Raw genomic sequence first — 18,223 nt, forward strand, 5'->3', positions numbered from 1 at the left:
ACCCGTCCAGGTCGTGACCAACGAACCGTTCAGAATAGGGCGGCCTGGTTCGGTGAGGCGTTCTCGTCGGAGTTGGTCGGGGCTGGTACGCGCCCTGTGCGCTCGTTCTGCAGATCCCACAGTTCACGGAACAAGCCGTCCTGTTGAGCGAGCAGCTCCTCGGGGGTGCCGTGCTGGATAACCCGGCCTTTGTCCAAAACGACGATGCGGTCGGCGATGGTCACGTTGGTGAGCCTGTGCGTGACCAGGACGACGGCGCGGTCGGCGGCGAGCCGGCGCAGCCCGGTGAAGATGCGGTGCTCGGCCCTTGGGTCGAGGGCCGCGGTCGGTTCGTCCAGGACGAGCAGCCCGGCCGGCCGATGGAAGGCGCGGGCGAGCGCGATCCTCTGCCACTGTCCGCCGGACAGTTCCTGCCCACCCCACCACTCCTTGGCCAGCAGGGTGTTCAGCCCGCTGCGCAACCCGTCGATGACCTCGTCGGCGCCTGCGGCTTGCGCCGCGGCGAGCACTGCGGTGTCCCCTTGCTCGGTGGCCTGGCCGAGGGTGATGTTCTCTCTCGCCGACAGAGGCCAGCACGCGTAGGACTGCGGTACGACGGCGACACGCTTCCAGGTGGCATGCGCGTCCAACTCCCGAGTGTCGGTTCCGTCCCAGGAGACGGCTCCCTGATCGGGCAGGTACAGAGCCGAAAGGATCTTGCTGAGGGTGGTCTTGCCGGAGCCGTTCTCGCCCACCAGCGCGACGACTTCGCCGCGCCGGACCTCCAAGGAGACGTCGTCGAGGGCGGGCCGGTCGGCGCTGGGGTACTGGAAGGTGATGTTCTCGGCGCGTACGACGGTGGGGGCGGCCGGCGTCTGAGAGCCGCGGTCGATGCGATGCCCGCCGGCTTCGTCGATGAAGTCCGCCCAGTCGTCCAAGTACATTCCGGTGCGGAAGAGTTGGGCCCCGTAGCCGACGATCCCGTCCAGCCCCGCGCTGACCCGGCCCAGTGCGAGGAACGCGGTGCCGACGGCGGCGACCGAGATCTGCCCGGCGAACACCAGTAGCGCTAGGGCCACCCACACCACCGCGTGGGCGAGTCCTCCCGCAACCCCGCCCAGCAGGGAGATCCTGGCCGAGCGCCAGGTGGCCTGGTCGGTGGTCCTGTCGATCCGCGCCCCGGCCGTGCGGTACTTGTCGAGCAGGAACGACGCCATGGTGCCGGAGCGGACCTGGTCGGCGGTCTGTTTGTCGACCATGTACCAGCGCAGCATGCCCAGCAGCCGCCGGTCCTTCGTCGTGGCGAGCGAGGCGATGTAGCTGATGCGCGCCGCCCGCACGCTGGCCACGCCCTTCGGCAGGGCCGCCAAGAGGAGCAGAGGCAGAAGGATCGGGTGCACGGCGGTCAGGACAAACGCCGAGGCGATCAGCGATGCCGATGCGGCGAGGATGTACTGGGCTTCGGTGAGGAGGTCCCTGGAGACCTCCACTCCGCGGTCGGCCGCGTCCCAGCGGTCGTTGTATCCCGGGTTGTCGTACGCGGCGAGTTCCGCCTTGGTCGCCGCGTCGAGGAGCTCCAGCTCGGCCTCCCGGGCGATACGCGGGGCCAGCCGGGCCGACAGCGCGGTGGAGGCGATGCCCAGCAGGGCGCGCAGACCGATGGCCCCCGACAGAACGGCAAGGGAAGGTACGGCGGAGCGGAGCTGATCGCCGCTGATGTGCTGCGAGGCGATCAGCGGCTTGATAACCCCGGTGGTGGCCATCAGCCCGAACGCTTCCAGCACCCCCGAGAGGAGCTGCACGCCCAGCAGGGCGATGACCGCAGCGCGGTCGACCTGCCAGCCCAGTGCGAGGGACCGGCGGATCAGTTGGGGCAGTCGTCGGGCCATCGCACGGGTCGTGATCGCGTTGGCGGCCTCGATACGGCGGTCGCCGGGGATGACGAACCTCAGTTCCTCGTCCGAGACCTCCGCCTCGCCGGTCGGCGCGGTTGTCGCGGTGGGCTTCGGGATGGTTGTCATCGGCTCCAGCCCTCCGCCGACACGCGGTGCCCGGCCAGGGAGTGCGTAAGGAGTCCCAGCGGATCACGCTGTTCGCGGATGAGTACCAGGTGCGGACCGATCACGGTTTGATACGCCAAGACGTCCCCCTGTGTGCCGTTGGTGGTTGAGGCTGTCGCTTGCCAGCCGTTTCGTTCAGCGCGGTCGGAAGGTGCTGGATGGTCACGACGTGCCTCCGCTCGCCTCAAGGCCGTTGAGCTCGTCTTCGAGGCCCTCAAGGTCACTGAGCAGGCGGCGGATGGCGATCTGTCGCTCGCGCCAGTGCCGTTGAAGATCTGCCTCCGCCTCCCCCGGCAGGTCGTACTCGGCGGTGGTGGCGCCGTAGAAGCTGAACAGCATGTACAGCAGCGCGATCCGGGCGCATGCCCGCACCTCCCGCATCGGGAGGCTGGGGTGCTCCGAGCGGTAGGCCCTGGCCATCGCCAGGGCGCAAGCGGCCCACTCGGTGCTGGTGGCGACGGTGCGCGGGTCGAACGCCGCCCGCCCCAACTCCCAGGTCGGCATCGCGCTAGCGCAGCGGAAGTCGATGACGCCGGTGACGGCATCGGCGAGGGTGATCAGGTTGGTGCGGCTGAGATCCGCGTGCAGCGCCTGTTCCGCCAGGGTCTCGGGCAGATGTTCCCGCAACTGGTGGACGTGGGCCCGCAGGTCCTCACGCCGCTGGTCGAGGTCGACGCGCAGTTGGTCGAGACGGTCGTGGCCTTGGCTCGTGGCTCTGGCCAGCACGGCGTCGCATTTCGCTGCGGCGTCCTCGACGGGCTCGGTCCGCCAGCGGGTCTGCTGCACGCGCTTCGGCAGCGGGTACGCGGCGAGCGCACGGTGCATGCGTCCCATGACGACGCCGATGTGCTCGGCGAGGGGGACCGTCATCGCCGAGGGGTTCACCCGACCGGGAGCCTCGTCGACCACGGCCCACGCACTGCCTCCCGCGATGGTGACCAGATTGTCGTTGGCGTCAGGCCACACCCGCGGAACGGGGAGCTTCGCGGCCCGGCAGTATTCCGCCATGTCCCACGCGTTGCGCGCCTCGTCCAGGTCGGCCATCGACGGGTACTGCTTGACGTACAGCCGCAGCCCGTCGTCCGTCAGGATTCGCCGGTTGATGGTGTCCGTTCCCATGTGCACCGGTTCGACGATGTCGGCGACAAGCCCGTACCGGTCTTCCAGCACGTCAGCGGTCAACGTCTCGCCCCAGCCTGTTTCGTCCATACAGATCACCGACCTTCGTGTGCGGAGGGACGGCATGCCGTGAGGAGGGTGAAGGCGTAGTCCTCCGTGGGCACTTGCCTGTCGACGAAGGGGGTGAGGGTGCTGGTGACGGTCAGTTCGAAGTCATCGCGACGAACGCCGAACAGGTGCGGAGCCGCAGACGTTCGAGCGCAGACGTTCATGTACGCCTCCCGCCCCACACCTGCTTGCGGGTCTCCAGGCGCAGGTTCTCCAGCATGATGTGCGCCTCGTCGACCAGGCCGACGTCGCGGTGCCTGATCCCCCAGTGCAGCGAGTCCAGGGCGTCCAGTGCCCCGTACGCCCGGCATGCGACAAGTTCCTCCGTGGTGAGGGGGCGGCCGTATCCGTGGTGGAAGGCGGCGTTGAGGTCGGGGCGGTGGCTCAGGATCCGGTAGCGCAGCCGGCTCAGGTCCCGGTAGGCGGCGGACCGAAACTCGGCCCTTTCGAAGTCGATGACCCGCAGACGCTGCTCGGTCTCGTCCCACATCCAGTTCTTGGGCATGTAGTCGCCGTGCTGGGATACCTGAGGCAGGCTCGGCGGAGCTTCCTCGGCAAGCGTGCGCACCATCGCGAGGTCGTGCTCCGGCGCGTACGCCGCCGTACGGTCCAGCAGTTGGGCGACTGCCTCGTCCCACGCCTCCTCCGTTGCTTCCGGCGTCGGCTCGTCGGCTGCCACGGTGTGGAAGCGGGCGAGCAGTTCGCCGGCCTGCTCGTAGGCGGCCCGTTCCTGCTCGGCCGGCAGACGCAGCGTGTCGAGACCGCGTCCGGGCACGGCGGTGACCAAAACAGTGCGCGTCTGCGTGTCTGCGGCGACCAGCTCGGGGGCACGGCCGACGCCCATAGCCACGGTCCACTTCTGGTACGCGGTCACCTCGCGGTGGTGGAGCTTCGGGCCCGCGTGGACCTTCCCGAACCACCTGTCGCCATCAGGCCCGTTGATCTCCCAGACGGAAGGTCGGATGTCGCCGGGCCGGGGGTGCTCGGCGACCACCGTGTACGTGTCGGTCACCGACTCCACCAAGTGGTGTAGTGCGCTGGGCATGTCGGTCACGGTGTGCCCTTCCGCTCGCCGAGTCCTCCGACCGCGCCACAATGGGTGATAGGTCGGATGCGCTCAGTGTCCTGTTTTGGGTGGGTAGCTTGCCAGGGGGCACTGACAATGCGGCCTGAGCTGGTCATCTGGGGGTGGGAACGCGGAGGACGGTCCCGGAGGCCATCTCGGTCAGGGACTCGTCGAGCACCTCACAGCTCCAGCCGAGCGTCACGAGGTGCGGGTCGTTCTCGGCCTTGACACGCTCCCGCAGGGCCCTGACCCGGGCCAGCGCGCTGTCACGGCTGATGCGGGCCCGGTCCGCGAACTCCTGTGACGTCGCACCGATCGCGACCATCCGCCATGTCTCGATCTCCGTTTCCGAGAAGGCCTCCGGGAAGGCGGCCGTCTCGGGACGCGGGAGTTGCCCGGTGACGAAGCAGGCGTGGACGACGGCGGCCCGGCCTCTCACGCCGAGCTTCTGTCCGCAGTGCTTCAGCTGCACGTTGATCGTGCCGACGGTGATGGACAGCTCGGAGGCGATCGCGTGGGTGTTCTCGCCTTCCGCGACCTTCTGGGCGATCCGAAGCTGTGCGGGTGTCAGCGGAAGCGTCGCGGGCGGGCGGGTCGGGCGGGCACTCACGGTTGTGCGGCCTTTCTGCGGGGCGGGGCGTGTCAGGCGCGAGCCAGCCATCGCTGACGCTCGGTGTCGGTGACGAGGTGTTCGTCGTGGGCGAGTTCCAGGCGGGCGAGACGGGCATAGTGCTCGACCACGCCAGCGCCGAAGGCTTTCTGCGCGAAGACGCTGTTCTCGAAGGCGGTCAGAGCCGGTCCGAGGGCGGCTGGCACGGGGATCCCACCTGCGCGATAGGCGTTGCCAGTCGCTTCGGGACCGGGGGTGAGCTTCCGCTCAAGACCGTGGTCGATGGCCGCCAGTACCGCCGACAGCGCCAGGTACGGGTTGGCGTCCGCGCCCGGCACACGGATCTCCAGGTGCAGCCCTTCACCGCGGCCGACGACGCGCACTGCGCAGGTGCGGTTGTCGCGGCCCCATGTGAACGTCGTCGGCGCGAACGAGCCGGGCGTGAACCGCTTGTAGGAGTTGACGTTGGGTGCGTAGAACGGGCCCAACTCGGGCAGGCCGACGAGCAGACCCGCGATGGCGTGCTGACCGATCTGGGACAGTCCGTACTCGCTGCCGGGCTCGTTGAGTTGGCTGACGGCCTTCGACCACAGCGAGATGTGCAGGTGCAGGCCGTTGGCCCGGCCGGTTTCCGGGGCTGCCATGAACGTGGGTGCCAGACCGGCGCGCAGACCCAGGGTGCGTACGGCGTGCTTGAAGAGGGGGTGCCGGTCGCACGCGGTGAGCGCGCCACCGTACGGGAAGGTCACCTCGACCTGGCCGGGACCGGCCTCGGTCTTGATCGCTTCCACGGGCATCCCCGCGCCGGCGAGCGCCCGCTGAAGACGGCGTAGGAACCGGTCGGACACGGGGTCGTGGTCGAGGGCGTAGTCCAGGTTCTCCGTCGTCAGCGGCCGTAGGCCCTGATAGTTGGCCTGTTCCGCGTCCTCGTACGTGCCCTTGTAGAGGACGAACTCGGTCTCGATCCCCGCCTTGGGGTGCAGACCGTGCCGCGACAGCCGGGTCAGCTGCTGGTGGAGGATCTGGCGGGGCGCGATGTCGATCGGCGTTCCGTCGTGGTGGACGGCATCGCCGAGTACGACAACGGTGCGCGGCAGCCACGGCACCGGGCTCAGAGTCGACAGGGCCGGTTGCACGGACAGGTCCTGGTAGCCGGTCTCCCACGAGGTGAGAGCGAAGCCGTCCGCCGGGCTCATGTCGATGTCGGTGGCCAGGACGTAGGCACACACCTCGGCGCCGTGATGCGCGACGCGCTTGAGGAAGTGGTCCGCGTCGTAACGCTTCCCCTTCAGTCTCCCCTGCAGATCGGGGACGGCGAGCAGCACCGTGTCGATGGCGCCCGCCTTGACGAGGCTCCGCAGGTCGGACAGGGAGAACGCCTTCTCGGAGCGCCCGCCCTGCTCGGGGACGGACGCGGCGGTCAGGCGTGCCACGGTGCCGTTGCCGCTCGTGGTTCTCGTCATCAGACGACCTCGTCTTCGTACGTGGCCGCCGAGCGGTCGAAGTTCTGGGTCGGCACCTCGTACGAGCTTCCCTGCTTCCGCCACCACGCCCATGCCAGCGCGAGGACGACGAGCAGGGCGACCGGCGCGTAGTTGAAGGTCTCCACGGACACCAGGCCGCCGTCGGCGGGGCGGGTCTGCGGCAGACAGAACAGCACCGTCACGAACACCACCCAGACAACGGCGATCGTGCCGACGGCCACGCCCCAGTTGCCGAGGTTCCATGGGCCGGGTCGGAAGCGGTCCCGGTTCTTGATGCGCAGGTAGATCGGGATCGCGTATGCCGGGGTGATGCCGACCACGTTGATGCTGGTGATCGCCGCGTACGCGACGGGGCTGTACAGGCTCGGCAGGGCCAGGACGGCTGCGCACACGACGGCCAGCAGCACGGCCATGCGCGGAGTGCCGGTGCGGCGGTCGACCTGCCGCCACAGGTGCGAGCCCGGCAGTGCCCCGTCACGCGAGAACGCGAACACCATCCGGCTGGCCGCGGCGGTCTCGGCATTGCCACAGCACAACTGCGCGATGATCACCACCAGGAGCAGTGCCTTCGCCCCCGCCACACCCAGAGCGTCCAGGAAGATCTGCGCCGGCGGCACCCCCGTCGCCGTGCCCACGGTGCCCGCGTAGTCCTGGATCGCGAACGTGAGCCCGGCGAGCAGGACGAACCCGGCCAGCCACGACCAGCCGATCGCGTGGATGATCCCGCGGGACGCGGACACCTGGGCGTCGGTCGTCTCCTCCGACAGGTGCGCGGAGGCGTCGTATCCGCAGAACGTGTACTGGGCCAGCAGCAGACCGAGCACCGCCGCGTAGAGGGGGCTCCAGCCGGTGTTGTTGACGAACTCGCCGAACACGAAGTCCGAGGACTGGTGGTGGGAGGGGACGATCGCCAGAGCGCCGACGATCACCGTGACGCCGCCGAGGTGCCACCAGACGCTGATGCTGTTGAGGATGCTGACCAGCCGGACCCCGAACAGGTTCAGGGCGAGGTGCAGGGCGAGGATGCACAGGAAGATCACCATGATCTTGCCCGGCGTCGGCTCGAACCCCCACTGCAGGTTGAACAGGGCACCCGTGAACAGCGCGGCCCCGTAGTCGATGCCGGCGATCGCCCCGAGCAGGCCCAGCAGGTTCAGCCAGCCCGTGTACCAGCCCCACTTCCGGCCACCGAGCTGCTCCGCCTGGTAGTACAGGGCCCCGGAGGTCGGATAGGCGGAGGTCACCTCGGCGAGGGCGGCACCGATGAACATCACCATGGCCCCGACGACGAGCCAGCCCCACAGCATCACCGACGGGCCGCCGGTGTTCAGGCCGAAGCCGTACAGGGTCATACAGCCGGACAGGACGCTGATGACGCTGAAAGAGATCGCGAAGTTTCCGAACGGCCCCATGCGCCGGGTCAGCACGGGCTCGTAGCCGAGCTCCCGCAGGTATGCGTCATCGGACTTCCGGGACGACGCACGGTGGTTCGGACTCAAGCGAGACACAGGTCAGTCTCCAAGCTCAGAGAGAAACAAAATGGGCAGGTTCATGCCAATGCGGCTTCGTGGGAAACGGATTCCGGTTATGGGTGCGGCCCGGCGCGCGGCCTACGGGTACGGGCGTAGGAAAGGGACTCGGCGCGCGCTCGAAGGAGCAGCGCCTCACCCGGGTCTGGCCCTACGGCCCCTTCATGCACCGACGCCCACGGCTCGCGGGCCGCGTACGGGCCCATCGCTTCGAACACCTCGGCGGCTTCCAGGTACTTGTGGCCTGCCCACAACGCGTAGGCAAGAAGGCTCAGGTCAGCCACTGAGCGCCGCTCGCCGTGCGTCTTGTGGAACCAGTCGTGGAACGCGGTCAGCGTGTAGTCGAGCGTCGACTCCTGTGCCCACTGTCGCCGCCACAGCGGATCGACGCGCGATCGCCGTCGGAGCTCGACCTGCGCGTACGCGGGCAGAAGCAGCAGTGCCGATCCGACGGGCCGCTGCGAGGCGACGGCCCGACCGAAGTCGACGACCGCGGCCAGGGAGGCACCCGGCGGGCCCTCCAGGGAAAGCATGAACTGCAGCACCCGGTGGTAGGCCTCCCGGTTGTACGGGTCACGCCGGTTGACCTCGTACAACAGCCCCCACGGACCGCTGGGCAACATCGGCTCGCCGGCATCCACGCGGTGTTCCTGGCGCAGCTGCCGGGTGTCGATCTGCGCCAGAGCCAGGAGGCACACCCAGGGCACGGGATCATGCGGCGCGCGACGCGCCGCCAGCAGCGCGTCACGCCGAGCCCTGAACTCGAACTCCAGCGTCTGCGGATGCTGTTGCCTGTGCGCGCGCAGCGCCCGCTCGACGGCCACGCGGGCACCCATCAACTGCGCGTCGTAGCTGCCGGGCTCTTCGTCGAGCCACACGCCCACCACATCGGACCGGGCGGCTGCCACCGCCAGCAGCTGGGTGCGTGACGTTCGCAGTGCCCAATGCGTGGCCGTGGCCAGCAGCAGTTGCCGTGCCGTTCTCCAGCGGCCGGCCTGCAGCTCAACCAGGGCCACGCCCAGGTCGTCGTCGTGGCCGGCGGGGTGATACACGAGGCGCATCAGAGTCCCCCGCCGTGAACGGGACGGTGGCGCAACGCGAGTTCGAGGCCGCTCGTCCGCCGTGTTCGAACTGTGCGAGGTGGCGTCGTGCGCTCTGGGTTGAAGGTCAATGTCATCGGGGGCCTCAGGCGAGTTGGGGGGTGGGGCCGCGAAGTTGGTGGTGCACCGCCGCTGGGAGGCGAAGCGGTGCCCGAGTCGGGCACCGGGTCGGGCTGCCTAGAAGCGAATCTGGCCGATCATGTCCGCGATGCTGGTCATGAACCGGTTGATGCTCGGGGCCATCGACGTGCTCGACAGGAAGAACCCGAAGAGCGCGCAGACGATCGCGGGTCCGGGTTTCACGGCCTTGCTGCGGATCAGAACGACCACGACGATGCCGAGCAACAGCACGAACGAGATGCTCAGAGCCATCAGGAGGCCGCTTCCTCCGCGGACCCCCATCGCTCCCTGCGAGCCTGGCTCAGCGCGCGGCGCAGAGCATCGGCCCGGGTCAGCGATCGCGGGGCCTGGGGGAAGACGTGCCAGTGCATCCCCGGAGGCGTCGTGCTCTCGGCGGACGGCACGACGACGTGGCACTTCTGTCCCAGCGCAACGGTCCCCGGTTCCTCCCAGCGGACCGCGGTGCCTACCGGAACCAGGAAGTACAGCCGGGGCTCCGGACCCTCGTGGTCCAGGATCACCGGGCCGACCGGTTCGCCGCCCTCTCCGAGGATCTCGATCGCGCGCCGGCCCACGGCCTCCACGGCGCGTACGGCATCCCACCACTCGCCGGCCGAGCACAGCTCCGGCTCCTCGCCGATGGGCATCCAGCGCGGCGGGACCGCGCGAGCTGCGGGATTGTCGTCGGACATGGAAAAGGCCTCCTCACCACTGGGTGTGAGGAGACCATTCCATTCAGCAAGCTATTGTGCGCGGACAGACTGTCCGTGGGGATCTCCCACCAAGGCCCTTGACACAAGCTCAGGTTGTGCTAAGTCCCGTCCAACTGCCGAACGCGGACAGCTCGTTGGAAGGATGGGCGTCCATCCTGAGCAGCGCCGCAGTCGTCTCGCGAACGGACGGGTGGAACCGCGTGTGGTTCGGCGCGACCTTCCGCGCGCGCTTGAGATCCGCGAAGGCACCCGCCCGATCGCCCACAGCGAGCTTCGCGGAGGCCACGTCGATGAAGTGGTGGCTCGACCGCTCGCCGACGGTCGTAGTGGGCGGCGCCCACTCGCCGCCGGAAACCGGAGACCATTCGGTGAGGCGGGCGAGAGCCTGCTCGGTGTCACCCATGTCGATCATCGCGTGCACCTCGTGGATGCGGATGTTCGTCGGGCCGAACGACATCTCGTACGCAAGGGAGTCGCGGTTGCCTGCCATGCCCGCGACCTGCTCCGCCTCCCGCAGGTACGCGTCGGCGCGATCGGAGTTGTTCTCACGGGCTTCGAGAACGGCCAGCTTCAGCAGCAGCGCACCGTCGACGGCGAGCGCGTCCTGCGTGAAGGAGCGTTCCGGTTGGAACCGCTCCAGCTCGGTCCTCAGCGCGAGGAGCTTGCGACGTGCCGGCGAGTACGCGCCCTGGCGGAGCATCGCTCCCGCGACGAGGTAACCGGCCGTGAACTGCATCAGGGGGTCGCCGGAGCGGTCTGCCGCCCAACGGACGCGTTCCAGCGCCGTGTTCGACAGGTCGTGGTGACCCATCTTGTGGGCCAGGGAGTTCACGGCACGATAGGCGCGCGCCAGGTGCCAGAACGCCTTGCTCTGGTCGCCGTTGCCGCCGCCAAGGGCCACGTGCGTCAACTCGGTGATGATCGGCGGCAGCAGGGGGCCCATCGGCGCGTAGCGGGCGTCACGGCGCAGGGCCGCCACCTGGTCGACTTCCGAGGCGAGCACGGGAAGCGCACGGGGTGCGATCTCCAGGTCGTCGGGGCTGTCGTAGCAGAGCAGGAGGCGGCGCAGTTCAGGGATGACGGCGTGGACGCCGTCTTCGGCTTCCGGCTCACCGTAGTACGGCTGGCCGGTCAGGACCTCGGGGCCGAAGCGCAGCGCCTTCGCGAGTGCCAGCACCAGCGACGGTGAAGCCTTCCGCGCACCGGACTCCAACTTCTGCACGTAGCTCGGGGAGACTGCGACCTTCTGTGCCAGTTGAGCAGCAGACAGCTTCCGTGTCCTGCGTGCTGTACGGAGACGATCTCCCAGCGTCAGGTTTTCACTCATCGGTGGATCTGTCCCTTCGCGATGGAGCACTCGCCTCAGGGTACGGAAAACGCCCCAACTCGCGCCCCTGGTCACCAAGTGTTAACGGAGCTGGCAGCGGGGCGCCCACGGGGTGAAGTCCCTTGGCATCGCGCCCGAGACCCCCAGCACAATTTGAGGAACTTACGTAAACACGGGCAAGGAGGAGGAAAATGGTCCAGATTTGAGTGCCCTTGCAACTCGGCCGTCAAGGGCTGTGGGGCAATTGCTTACGGACAGATTGTCCGCGCCTCTCTTCGACTGCTGCGATCAACAAGGCGTACCCCGTTACGGACAGTGGTTACTCATTTCGCGCGACGGGACTACCTGAGCGTGTTGCCTCATTCTCTCGTGAAGTACGGCACGCGTGCTATCTCGTGCGAGGAAGGAGGCGAGAGTGGCTGAGACTGGATGCCGGTACGCCACGCGTCTCCATGGCAGCCGACTCCGCACTGAGTACTGCCTCGGCGAATCCGCGTGTGCTCATCGCAGTCCACGATCACGGCCTTATCGTTCCGCGAGGGCATCACTCCGGAGGGCCGAAAGTGAGCAGTGGCACGTCGTACAGCTCGGGGTTTCGGGGCCGAGTCATGGCCGGTGAGATCACTTCCACGACGAAGAGCTCGCTGAGGAACTGGACCTTGGCGCTCAGGAGGTGGCTGGTACGGCCGTCGGCCGACTGTGCCTTCAGCCCGGCGGCGACGTGGATATGCGGCAGGATGCCTCCCATCTCCGGATCGTGGGCGATTGTCCCAGCACCGAAGGCTTCGACGTTGGTGACATACGTCCTGGCCCAGACCGGGGCGTCCGGGTCTTCGAGTTTCTCGCAGGCGCCGACGATCTCCGCTTCGGCGAACGCACCGATGAACGAGGGAATGTAGCCCTGCCGCACTCCTTGGTCACGGCAGAACGCGGAGAGCGCGTCGAAGAAGTCCTCGCCGTGGTCGAAGGTGACGCCGAACGTCCGGCCGGTGGTCAGTTCATGGGCACGCATGCGGGTCCTCTCGGGCGTGGCTGACGTGCGGGATCAGCGCGCGAAAACAGCGAACTTCTCAGCGATGCTCTCGCGGGCCACGTCCTGGGCGAGCAACGCCTGGAGCAGGAGGCGGGCCTGGTACGGGCCGAGGTCGCCGGCCGGGATGAGCCCCCGGCTGATCAAGTCCTTCTCCGACCCGGGGAAACCGTATGTTCCGGTCAGGACCGGGCCGTTGCCGATGCGCGAGGCGAGGACCACGGGAACACGTACGGCGAGCCGTTCGAGGCTCTCGACGAGTCGCTGTGGGACGTGTCCCACGCCGAAGGCAGCGACGACGAGCCCGTCGCACTGGCCGGACCAGGCTTCGAGCAGCGTCCCGTCGTCGCCGAGACTGACCGTGTAAAGGCCCACGCGTGGGTCACGGACGGCCGGTGCCAGGGGAACGAATCGATCGGGCAACGGGGAAGCCAGCCGTACCCGGTCCTCCGCGATCCGGCCGATGGGTCCGGCGCCGGGTGACGCGAAGGCGGCAGGGCTGGTGGTGTGCGCCTTACGGACATGCCGTGCCGCGTGGATCTCGTCATTCATAACGACCAGCACCCCGGCTCCACGCAGTTGCGGGTCGGCTGCCGCGACGACGGCCGCGTACAGGTTGGCCGGTCCGTCAGGGCCGGCCATGGTGGGGTTGCGCATGGCACCGGTAACGACGACCGGCTGGTTGTGACCGTGACGGAGGTCGAGGAAGAACGCCGTCTCCTCGATGGTGTCGGTGCCCTGTGTGATCACGATCCCGTCGACGTCGCCGCCGTCGAGGACCTTGTCGATCTCGGTGCCGAGCTCCGAGAGGTCGTCGAAGGTGAGCGAGGCACCGGGCACCCGGCGGAAGTCGTGCACGCGCAGGTCGATGCCGTGGCCATCCAGGCCGGGGACAGCCGCCAGAAGGTCATGGGCGGAGAGAGCCGGCACGACTCCCCCGGTCGCCGGGTCGGTGGTCATGGCGATGGTGCCGCCGAGAGAGTAGACAGCCACCGTTCGTGTCACGCCTGCCATCGCCCCAACTTCCGATCTACGCAGCCTGGTTGGATCTCGTCCTCGGAGATCTTTCCGTGCAGGCTATCGGGTCGCTCCCCCAGGGTCACCGGCCTCGGACCGCAACTCGGCCGCCACGTACGCGCAGGCCCGGTCCAAGGCATCAAGGCTGAGGTGGCGGCTTCGTGGCCGGGCGAGGCCGGTGGTTCCCACAGCGGCAAGCTGTCCGCAGCGGTGGGTCAACCACTCTCGGTCAAGGCCGAGATAGTCCGAAGTCGCCGCCAAGCGCTCCCCGGAGGTCGATCCCATGGTGACGCTATGTGCTCGCGCGTGGCCCGTGATGCCCGCGAAGGCCCGCAGGGATCGCGCCCCGGAAGTCAGAGCGGTCTGGGGCGCGGATTCAGCGCGTACCCAGGTCGCTATGGCGGCCCGGTGACCAGGAACTAGCGCGAAGCCCTCCGTCTGCTGGAGGTCCGTCTCGTCGGTCACCCAGGTCGTGATGCCGTACGACTCCATCAGCGCGATCGCGAGGAACAGCAGCACGCGCTCGTACATGGGCGAGGCGGCGACCTCTTGGTGGGGAACGCAGAAGGCTCGTCCGACGCCGTCGTGTGCTCGCGCGGGAGCCATCAGCTCAAGGTAGCGGTGTTTGTGCTCGAAGAGCAGCCAGGTCGCGGCTTCCTCCCCTCGCTGTTCGCGGGTCCAGAAGACCGGATCGCCGGCCAGTTGGTCGCGCTGGTCGAGGATGAACCGGGCGCATGCCCGCGAGCCGACGAGCATCTGGGAGCCGTCGGTGAGGCCGTCGAGAGTGACCGACTGACGGCCTACTCCTGGCAAGTCCTGTGACGGAAGGCCCAGTTCTCCGTAAAGCGCCGCGTCGTCGCCAAGGATGGCGGAGTCGAACCCTGCCGCAGCCCAGAGGATCCCCAAGGTGAAGTCGTCGAACTCGTAGGCCATGGGAATGGCGAAGGGGCTTCCGGCTTCGTCACGGACGCCCCCGCGCGCGTCCGTGACGAAGTACCGCTGTGTTCCGTCTCCGCTGTGGTGCACGGCGAGCAGGGCCCTGAGCGGCATCCGACTCCATGCCTCGGCCTCCCCGCTCGACGCGAGAAGCAGAGCGTCGCCCTGTAAGGAGGCGACTGGCCCTGTCAGCGTGGGAAGCGCCGTAGGCGGCAGGTTCCGCCCGGCGGGCAGCAGGAGCTGCCCGTGTCCGTCAGGAAGCGTCAGGTGGTTGCCCGAGCTGTCCGCCATCGACGACGGCCGGTCGGCATCCGGTAACGGTCCCAGGAGGCCGTCAGGCACTCCAAGGGCCTCGCTCCACTGTGCGAGCTGGCGACGGTCGCGGATCTTCTTCCGGCCGCGCTCCAGCCGACTCACTTCGGCTTGGTCGATGTTGACGAGCCGGGCGACCGATGCCTGTGAGAGGCCGGTGTGTTGCCGGAAGAGCCTCACGACCACACCGAGATCCCAGGCACGGATCGCTGCCACGACTGCGGGTTCCACCCAGAACTCACGTCCGACTCGGGGTGCTGCACCACCCCCCTGGCAGGGCCCACACCGCAGTCCTACGTTGAATCGGCTGAGCGTCGCACGGCACACCGAACAGTGCCGTTCCACCCCGCGAGCCATCCCGGTCTCACCCCTAGGTGATCAGGCGTATCCCCCAGCTGCCGAACTTTTCACAGGACTACTTTGCCGCGTCGGCCGATCACCCAAACACGGCAGCGGAAGCTCGGTAGCAAGGTGGCCGGTCCCTTGAAAGCCCTTCTTCGGGTTCCTGAACCGACCCCTCAACTGCGCTCCGAATCCACGCAGTTGGTTCGCCGCCCGTTAGCACAACCTGCTGATCCGTCAACTCTCCTCGCTCCGGGAACCTGCGGACAACCTGTCCGCTCACGATGTGTGCGAACTGGAAGGGTCTTCACCACGAGATGCCGGTCATCCGAGCGCCCCCGACCAGATCGGTCGGCGCAGCCGCGCGGGGCCCGCCGAGTCTCCGCGATCAACTGCACGGCGGGTGCCAACCGGCCTTGGGAGTCAGTCCCGAGGGATTCCCGGCACACGTTCCAAGACCACTTCCGCCAGACGAGAGGAGTTCAGCGTGACCGCTGTCCAGACCCCCGAGAGGACCGAGCTGGGCAAGTTCTTCCAGGTCTCGGTCCGGCAGTTCGACGCCGGCCAGGTCGCGCCCGAGATGTTCTCGGCCGCCATCGACGCCGAGTGGCACCAGCTCCTGGGCAAGCCCGAGTACGCGGAGTTCTGCGCGCAGAGCGCCGGCCGACTGATCAACCACGTGGAGAACACCGGCTACGGCCGGATCTCCTGGGTCGACGCCTACGTGGAGATGTTCGGCCCGCTGCCCGAGGTGTGGTTCACCGGCGCGGACGGGGTGCTCGACGAGCGGGCCATGGCGCGCTACCGCGAGACCGGCGAGGTGTGGGCGGAGTGGGACTGCAGCCCCATCCCGGGCGACGGCGGCGACGTCGCACCGAAGATCTCGGCACTCGCGGCCGGATGACGACCGGCCCTCTGACCGGAGCGTCCTGGTCCCGTGCCAGGGCGCTCCGCCTGGTCGAGGCACGTACCACGGCTCCGCGGACCGTGGACATCACGGGCTACATCGACCGTGTGTCCGCGCACTGCCCCTACCTCGCGCCTTCCCTTCGACACGGTCTGACGGCCTGGACGGTGTACGAGATCGCAAGCAGCGATCCCGAGTCCGTGGAAGCTGGTCTGTTCCATGCGGGAGTGCAGGCCGCGGAGTGGGTTCGTCCACTCGCGGCTCGCCCGAGAGGCGCTCTCGTTTGTGAGAACGTCGTCATCCTTGGGGACGTCCAAGGAGTCGAACACCGTGAGTTGATGGCGTGGCCGCACTGGGCGCTGAAGAACCTGTACGGCCCTGTCGGTGTCATGTTCGGGAAGTTCCAGGGAGGCGAGCAGCGGCTCGACAGATCAAGCCGCCCGATCCCGCCTCCCCCGTGTTCGTTCCTCCCTGTTCGCCCCGCCGTGAGAGCCCGCGACCCTCAGTTCCTGAAGGACACCCCTGATCTCGCGGATGCCCTCTCGGTCGCGGTAGACGATGGGAGCGATGTCCTCGAGCGAATCTCACACGATTGGCAGGCGGTAAAGGCATGGTCGCGTTCCCTCCCTGTCCCCCGGAAGCCCTCGCAGCCGCGGAAGCCGCCTGCGGCGGCACTGTCGACCTGAAGGAGCTGACCAACCGGCGTGGCTCCGCGGTCTGGAAGGCCGCCGGCCCCGAGGGCACGGTCGCGGTGAAAATCGGATACGACGACGGTGTGGCCGCCACTCTGCGAGAGGCAACCACCCTGGCGGCTATGGGCGTTGCCGAATACGAGGCGGTCTCCGGTTCGTACGACAGCGGCTCGTGGCTCGTCACGCCCTGGTTCACCGGTCCCTCCACCTGGGCGGTCTTCACCCCTACTCGCGAGGGCACGGGCGGACGTGAGGCCGCTCTCCGAGGTGGCGCTGATCTGTGCCGGTCAGTCGCCGACCTGCACGCCTCCGGTTGGATCCACGCCGACCTCCAGCCTTCCCACGGCATCCACACCCCGGCGGGCGTCCGCCTGATCGACTTCGCCTGGTCCTGGCGTGAGGGCGTGGAGCCGGTCAGCGGCTTCAGTGGTGGCATCGTGCATCTCATGGCACCGGAACTCGCTGCCGCCGTCGCACGCGGAGACGGTCCGGTGACGCCGACGCGCGCCAGCGACACGTACGCCCTCGCTGGTGTCCTGTGGACGTGCGCCTCGGGAGGCTGGCCGCTCGACTACAGGGCCGCGGGTATCGACCGGAAGGCCGCGGGCCCGGACGGGGTTCGCGACGCGATCGCCACTGGCCGTCTGCCGTTCGCACCGGCTGTGTGGCCCGAGCTCCAGGACGCCCTCCGCCCCGCGCTCGCTGCCGTACCCGAGGACAGGCCCACGGCCGGCGAGCTGGCGGAGCTCCTGCTCAAGGTTGAGCCGTGATCTCGCTCCGCGAGGTGGCCCTGACCGACGCACCCGCGGTCCGCCGCATCTACAGCGCCGCTTCCGTGAGGTACCTGCCGCGAGCACCCCTGACCGCTGAGGACGCCGCTACTTGGGTGACCGATCGCATCGCCGAGAGTCGTGCGACGCCACGGATGCTGTACTGCTTCGGCATCGAACACGCTGACGACCTGGTCGGCGTGATCAAGCTACGCCCCGCCCGTACCTCGGCGGCGCTCAGCTACATCCTTCGAGACGACGCATGGGGTCACGGGTACGCCACCGCGGCGGTGGCGCTCGTGCTCGACTTCGCCTCCACCACGCTGGGCCTGGCCTCCGTTGACGCCAAGCACCACCCCGACAACCACGCTTCGGGGCGAGTGCTGATCAAGTCCGGGTTCACCTGCACCGGCCGCTCCGCGGAGGCCATCACGTACATAAGGAACCTCGCCCCGGGGACCAGGAGCGCGGTCCACGTGCGCGAACGCCTGTCGGACGGGGCGACGGCAGCACGCTCATAAACACTCATAAGCAGGAGGGCTGTTCACCGTCATTGTGGAGTGCGGGCCAACCGCGCGTGCTCCGCATCTCGCGGTGGCTCCCCATGGAGGTGAAGCCGTGCGTAGGCAAGGGACCACGTCTGGCAAGGGCCAGATGATGACCTTGACGCTCAACACCAGGCAGTCCACAAGGACGCCTCGGCTCCGGTGCTCTCTGGCGGCCGAACCGGTCGCTGCCGGCGTGGCACGCCGCATCGTCCACCGCTGCTTCAGCGGATGGTCGGGCCCGCATGTCGTCAAGGACGACGGCGTGGTCACAGGCCGAACTCGTCGCCGACGCCGATAGAACCACAGGGGACTCCGGCGCGACGGGGTGAAGTCTGGTAGGCCGATGACGATGTCGTCGTCGAAGTGATTGACCAGGCTGTCGCCGAACCCGCTGAGGGACAACGGCGAAATCTCCGAGGCCGACCGGAGCCTGCTCCCGGTCGCGCTCACCGGG

Annotated in this window: 16 protein-coding genes; 3 read left to right on the forward strand and 13 right to left on the reverse strand. The window is 68.3% G+C overall.

Translation table 11 applies throughout. The features are described from left to right. Window positions 1–29: 29 nt before the first annotated feature. The 13 genes from OG852_RS22075 to OG852_RS22135 form a co-directional block, all read right to left on the reverse strand. Entirely contained in the window at window positions 30–2,000 is a 1,971-nt protein-coding gene (locus OG852_RS22075; protein WP_133910664.1) for an ABC transporter ATP-binding protein, read from the reverse strand. A gap of 201 nt (window positions 2,001–2,201) precedes the next feature. Then, window positions 2,202–3,248 carry a phosphotransferase enzyme family protein gene (locus tag OG852_RS22080; protein WP_133910665.1) on the reverse strand — a complete coding sequence of 349 codons (1,047 nt, stop codon included), beginning with the start codon at window positions 3,246–3,248 and terminating at the stop codon, window positions 2,202–2,204. A 178-nt stretch (window positions 3,249–3,426) separates the two neighbouring features. Then, a complete protein-coding gene (locus OG852_RS22085) occupies window positions 3,427–4,311 on the reverse strand; it encodes a phosphotransferase enzyme family protein (protein WP_133910666.1) in 885 nt (294 codons plus the stop codon). 133 nt (window positions 4,312–4,444) lie between these two features. Beyond that, a complete protein-coding gene (locus tag OG852_RS22090) occupies window positions 4,445–4,942 on the reverse strand; it encodes a LuxR C-terminal-related transcriptional regulator (protein WP_166663428.1) in 498 nt (165 codons plus the stop codon). 32 nt (window positions 4,943–4,974) lie between these two features. After that, window positions 4,975–6,405, reverse strand: a complete 1,431-nt coding sequence (locus tag OG852_RS22095) for a glutamine synthetase family protein (RefSeq protein WP_133910668.1) — start codon at window positions 6,403–6,405, stop codon at window positions 4,975–4,977. Next, window positions 6,405–7,934 (reverse strand): amino acid permease, encoded by a 1,530-nt coding sequence (locus OG852_RS22100; RefSeq protein WP_330348758.1) that lies wholly within the window; start codon window positions 7,932–7,934, stop codon window positions 6,405–6,407. The genes OG852_RS22095 and OG852_RS22100 overlap by 1 nt, the downstream gene beginning before the upstream one ends. 77 nt (window positions 7,935–8,011) lie before the next feature. Further along, window positions 8,012–9,016 (reverse strand): hypothetical protein, encoded by a 1,005-nt coding sequence (locus OG852_RS22105; protein ID WP_133910670.1) that lies wholly within the window; start codon window positions 9,014–9,016, stop codon window positions 8,012–8,014. Window positions 9,017–9,232: 216 nt separating this feature from the next. Beyond that, complete coding sequence (locus OG852_RS22110; protein WP_133910671.1) at window positions 9,233–9,427, reverse strand: hypothetical protein; 195 nt, start codon at window positions 9,425–9,427, stop codon at window positions 9,233–9,235. Continuing rightward, on the reverse strand, window positions 9,427–9,867 hold the full coding sequence (locus OG852_RS22115; RefSeq protein ID WP_133910672.1) for a hypothetical protein: 441 nt from the start codon (window positions 9,865–9,867) through the stop codon (window positions 9,427–9,429). Before OG852_RS22115 ends, OG852_RS22110 begins: the two co-directional genes overlap by 1 nt. A 109-nt stretch (window positions 9,868–9,976) precedes the next feature. Continuing rightward, window positions 9,977–11,215: a helix-turn-helix domain-containing protein gene (locus tag OG852_RS22120; RefSeq protein ID WP_133911247.1), complete on the reverse strand. Its 1,239-nt coding sequence runs from the start codon at window positions 11,213–11,215 to the stop codon at window positions 9,977–9,979. Between the two features lie 544 nt (window positions 11,216–11,759). Then, window positions 11,760–12,227: a PPC domain-containing DNA-binding protein gene (locus tag OG852_RS22125; RefSeq protein WP_133910673.1), complete on the reverse strand. Its 468-nt coding sequence runs from the start codon at window positions 12,225–12,227 to the stop codon at window positions 11,760–11,762. A gap of 33 nt (window positions 12,228–12,260) precedes the next feature. Next, entirely contained in the window at window positions 12,261–13,259 is a 999-nt protein-coding gene (locus tag OG852_RS22130; protein WP_133910674.1) for an asparaginase, read from the reverse strand. Between the two features lie 63 nt (window positions 13,260–13,322). Further along, entirely contained in the window at window positions 13,323–14,726 is a 1,404-nt protein-coding gene (locus tag OG852_RS22135; RefSeq protein WP_166663430.1) for a helix-turn-helix domain-containing protein, read from the reverse strand. A 613-nt stretch (window positions 14,727–15,339) separates the two neighbouring features. Here OG852_RS22135 and OG852_RS22140 point away from each other — a divergent pair. The 3 genes from OG852_RS22140 (at window position 15,340) to OG852_RS22150 (ending at window position 17,742) form a co-directional block, all read left to right on the forward strand. Beyond that, window positions 15,340–15,756, forward strand: a complete 417-nt coding sequence (locus tag OG852_RS22140; protein WP_103544221.1) for a hypothetical protein — start codon at window positions 15,340–15,342, stop codon at window positions 15,754–15,756. Window positions 15,757–16,369: 613 nt separating this feature from the next. Continuing rightward, complete coding sequence (locus tag OG852_RS22145; protein ID WP_133910677.1) at window positions 16,370–17,221, forward strand: hypothetical protein; 852 nt, start codon at window positions 16,370–16,372, stop codon at window positions 17,219–17,221. After that, the gene (locus OG852_RS22150; RefSeq protein ID WP_133910678.1) at window positions 17,218–17,742 is read left to right on the forward strand and encodes a GNAT family N-acetyltransferase; all 525 of its coding nucleotides are present in this window, start codon (window positions 17,218–17,220) and stop codon (window positions 17,740–17,742) included. Before OG852_RS22145 ends, OG852_RS22150 begins: the two co-directional genes overlap by 4 nt. Window positions 17,743–18,223: the final 481 nt, after the last annotated feature.

Source organism: Streptomyces sp. NBC_00582 (assembly GCF_036345155.1).
Lineage (GTDB): Bacteria > Actinomycetota > Actinomycetes > Streptomycetales > Streptomycetaceae > Streptomyces.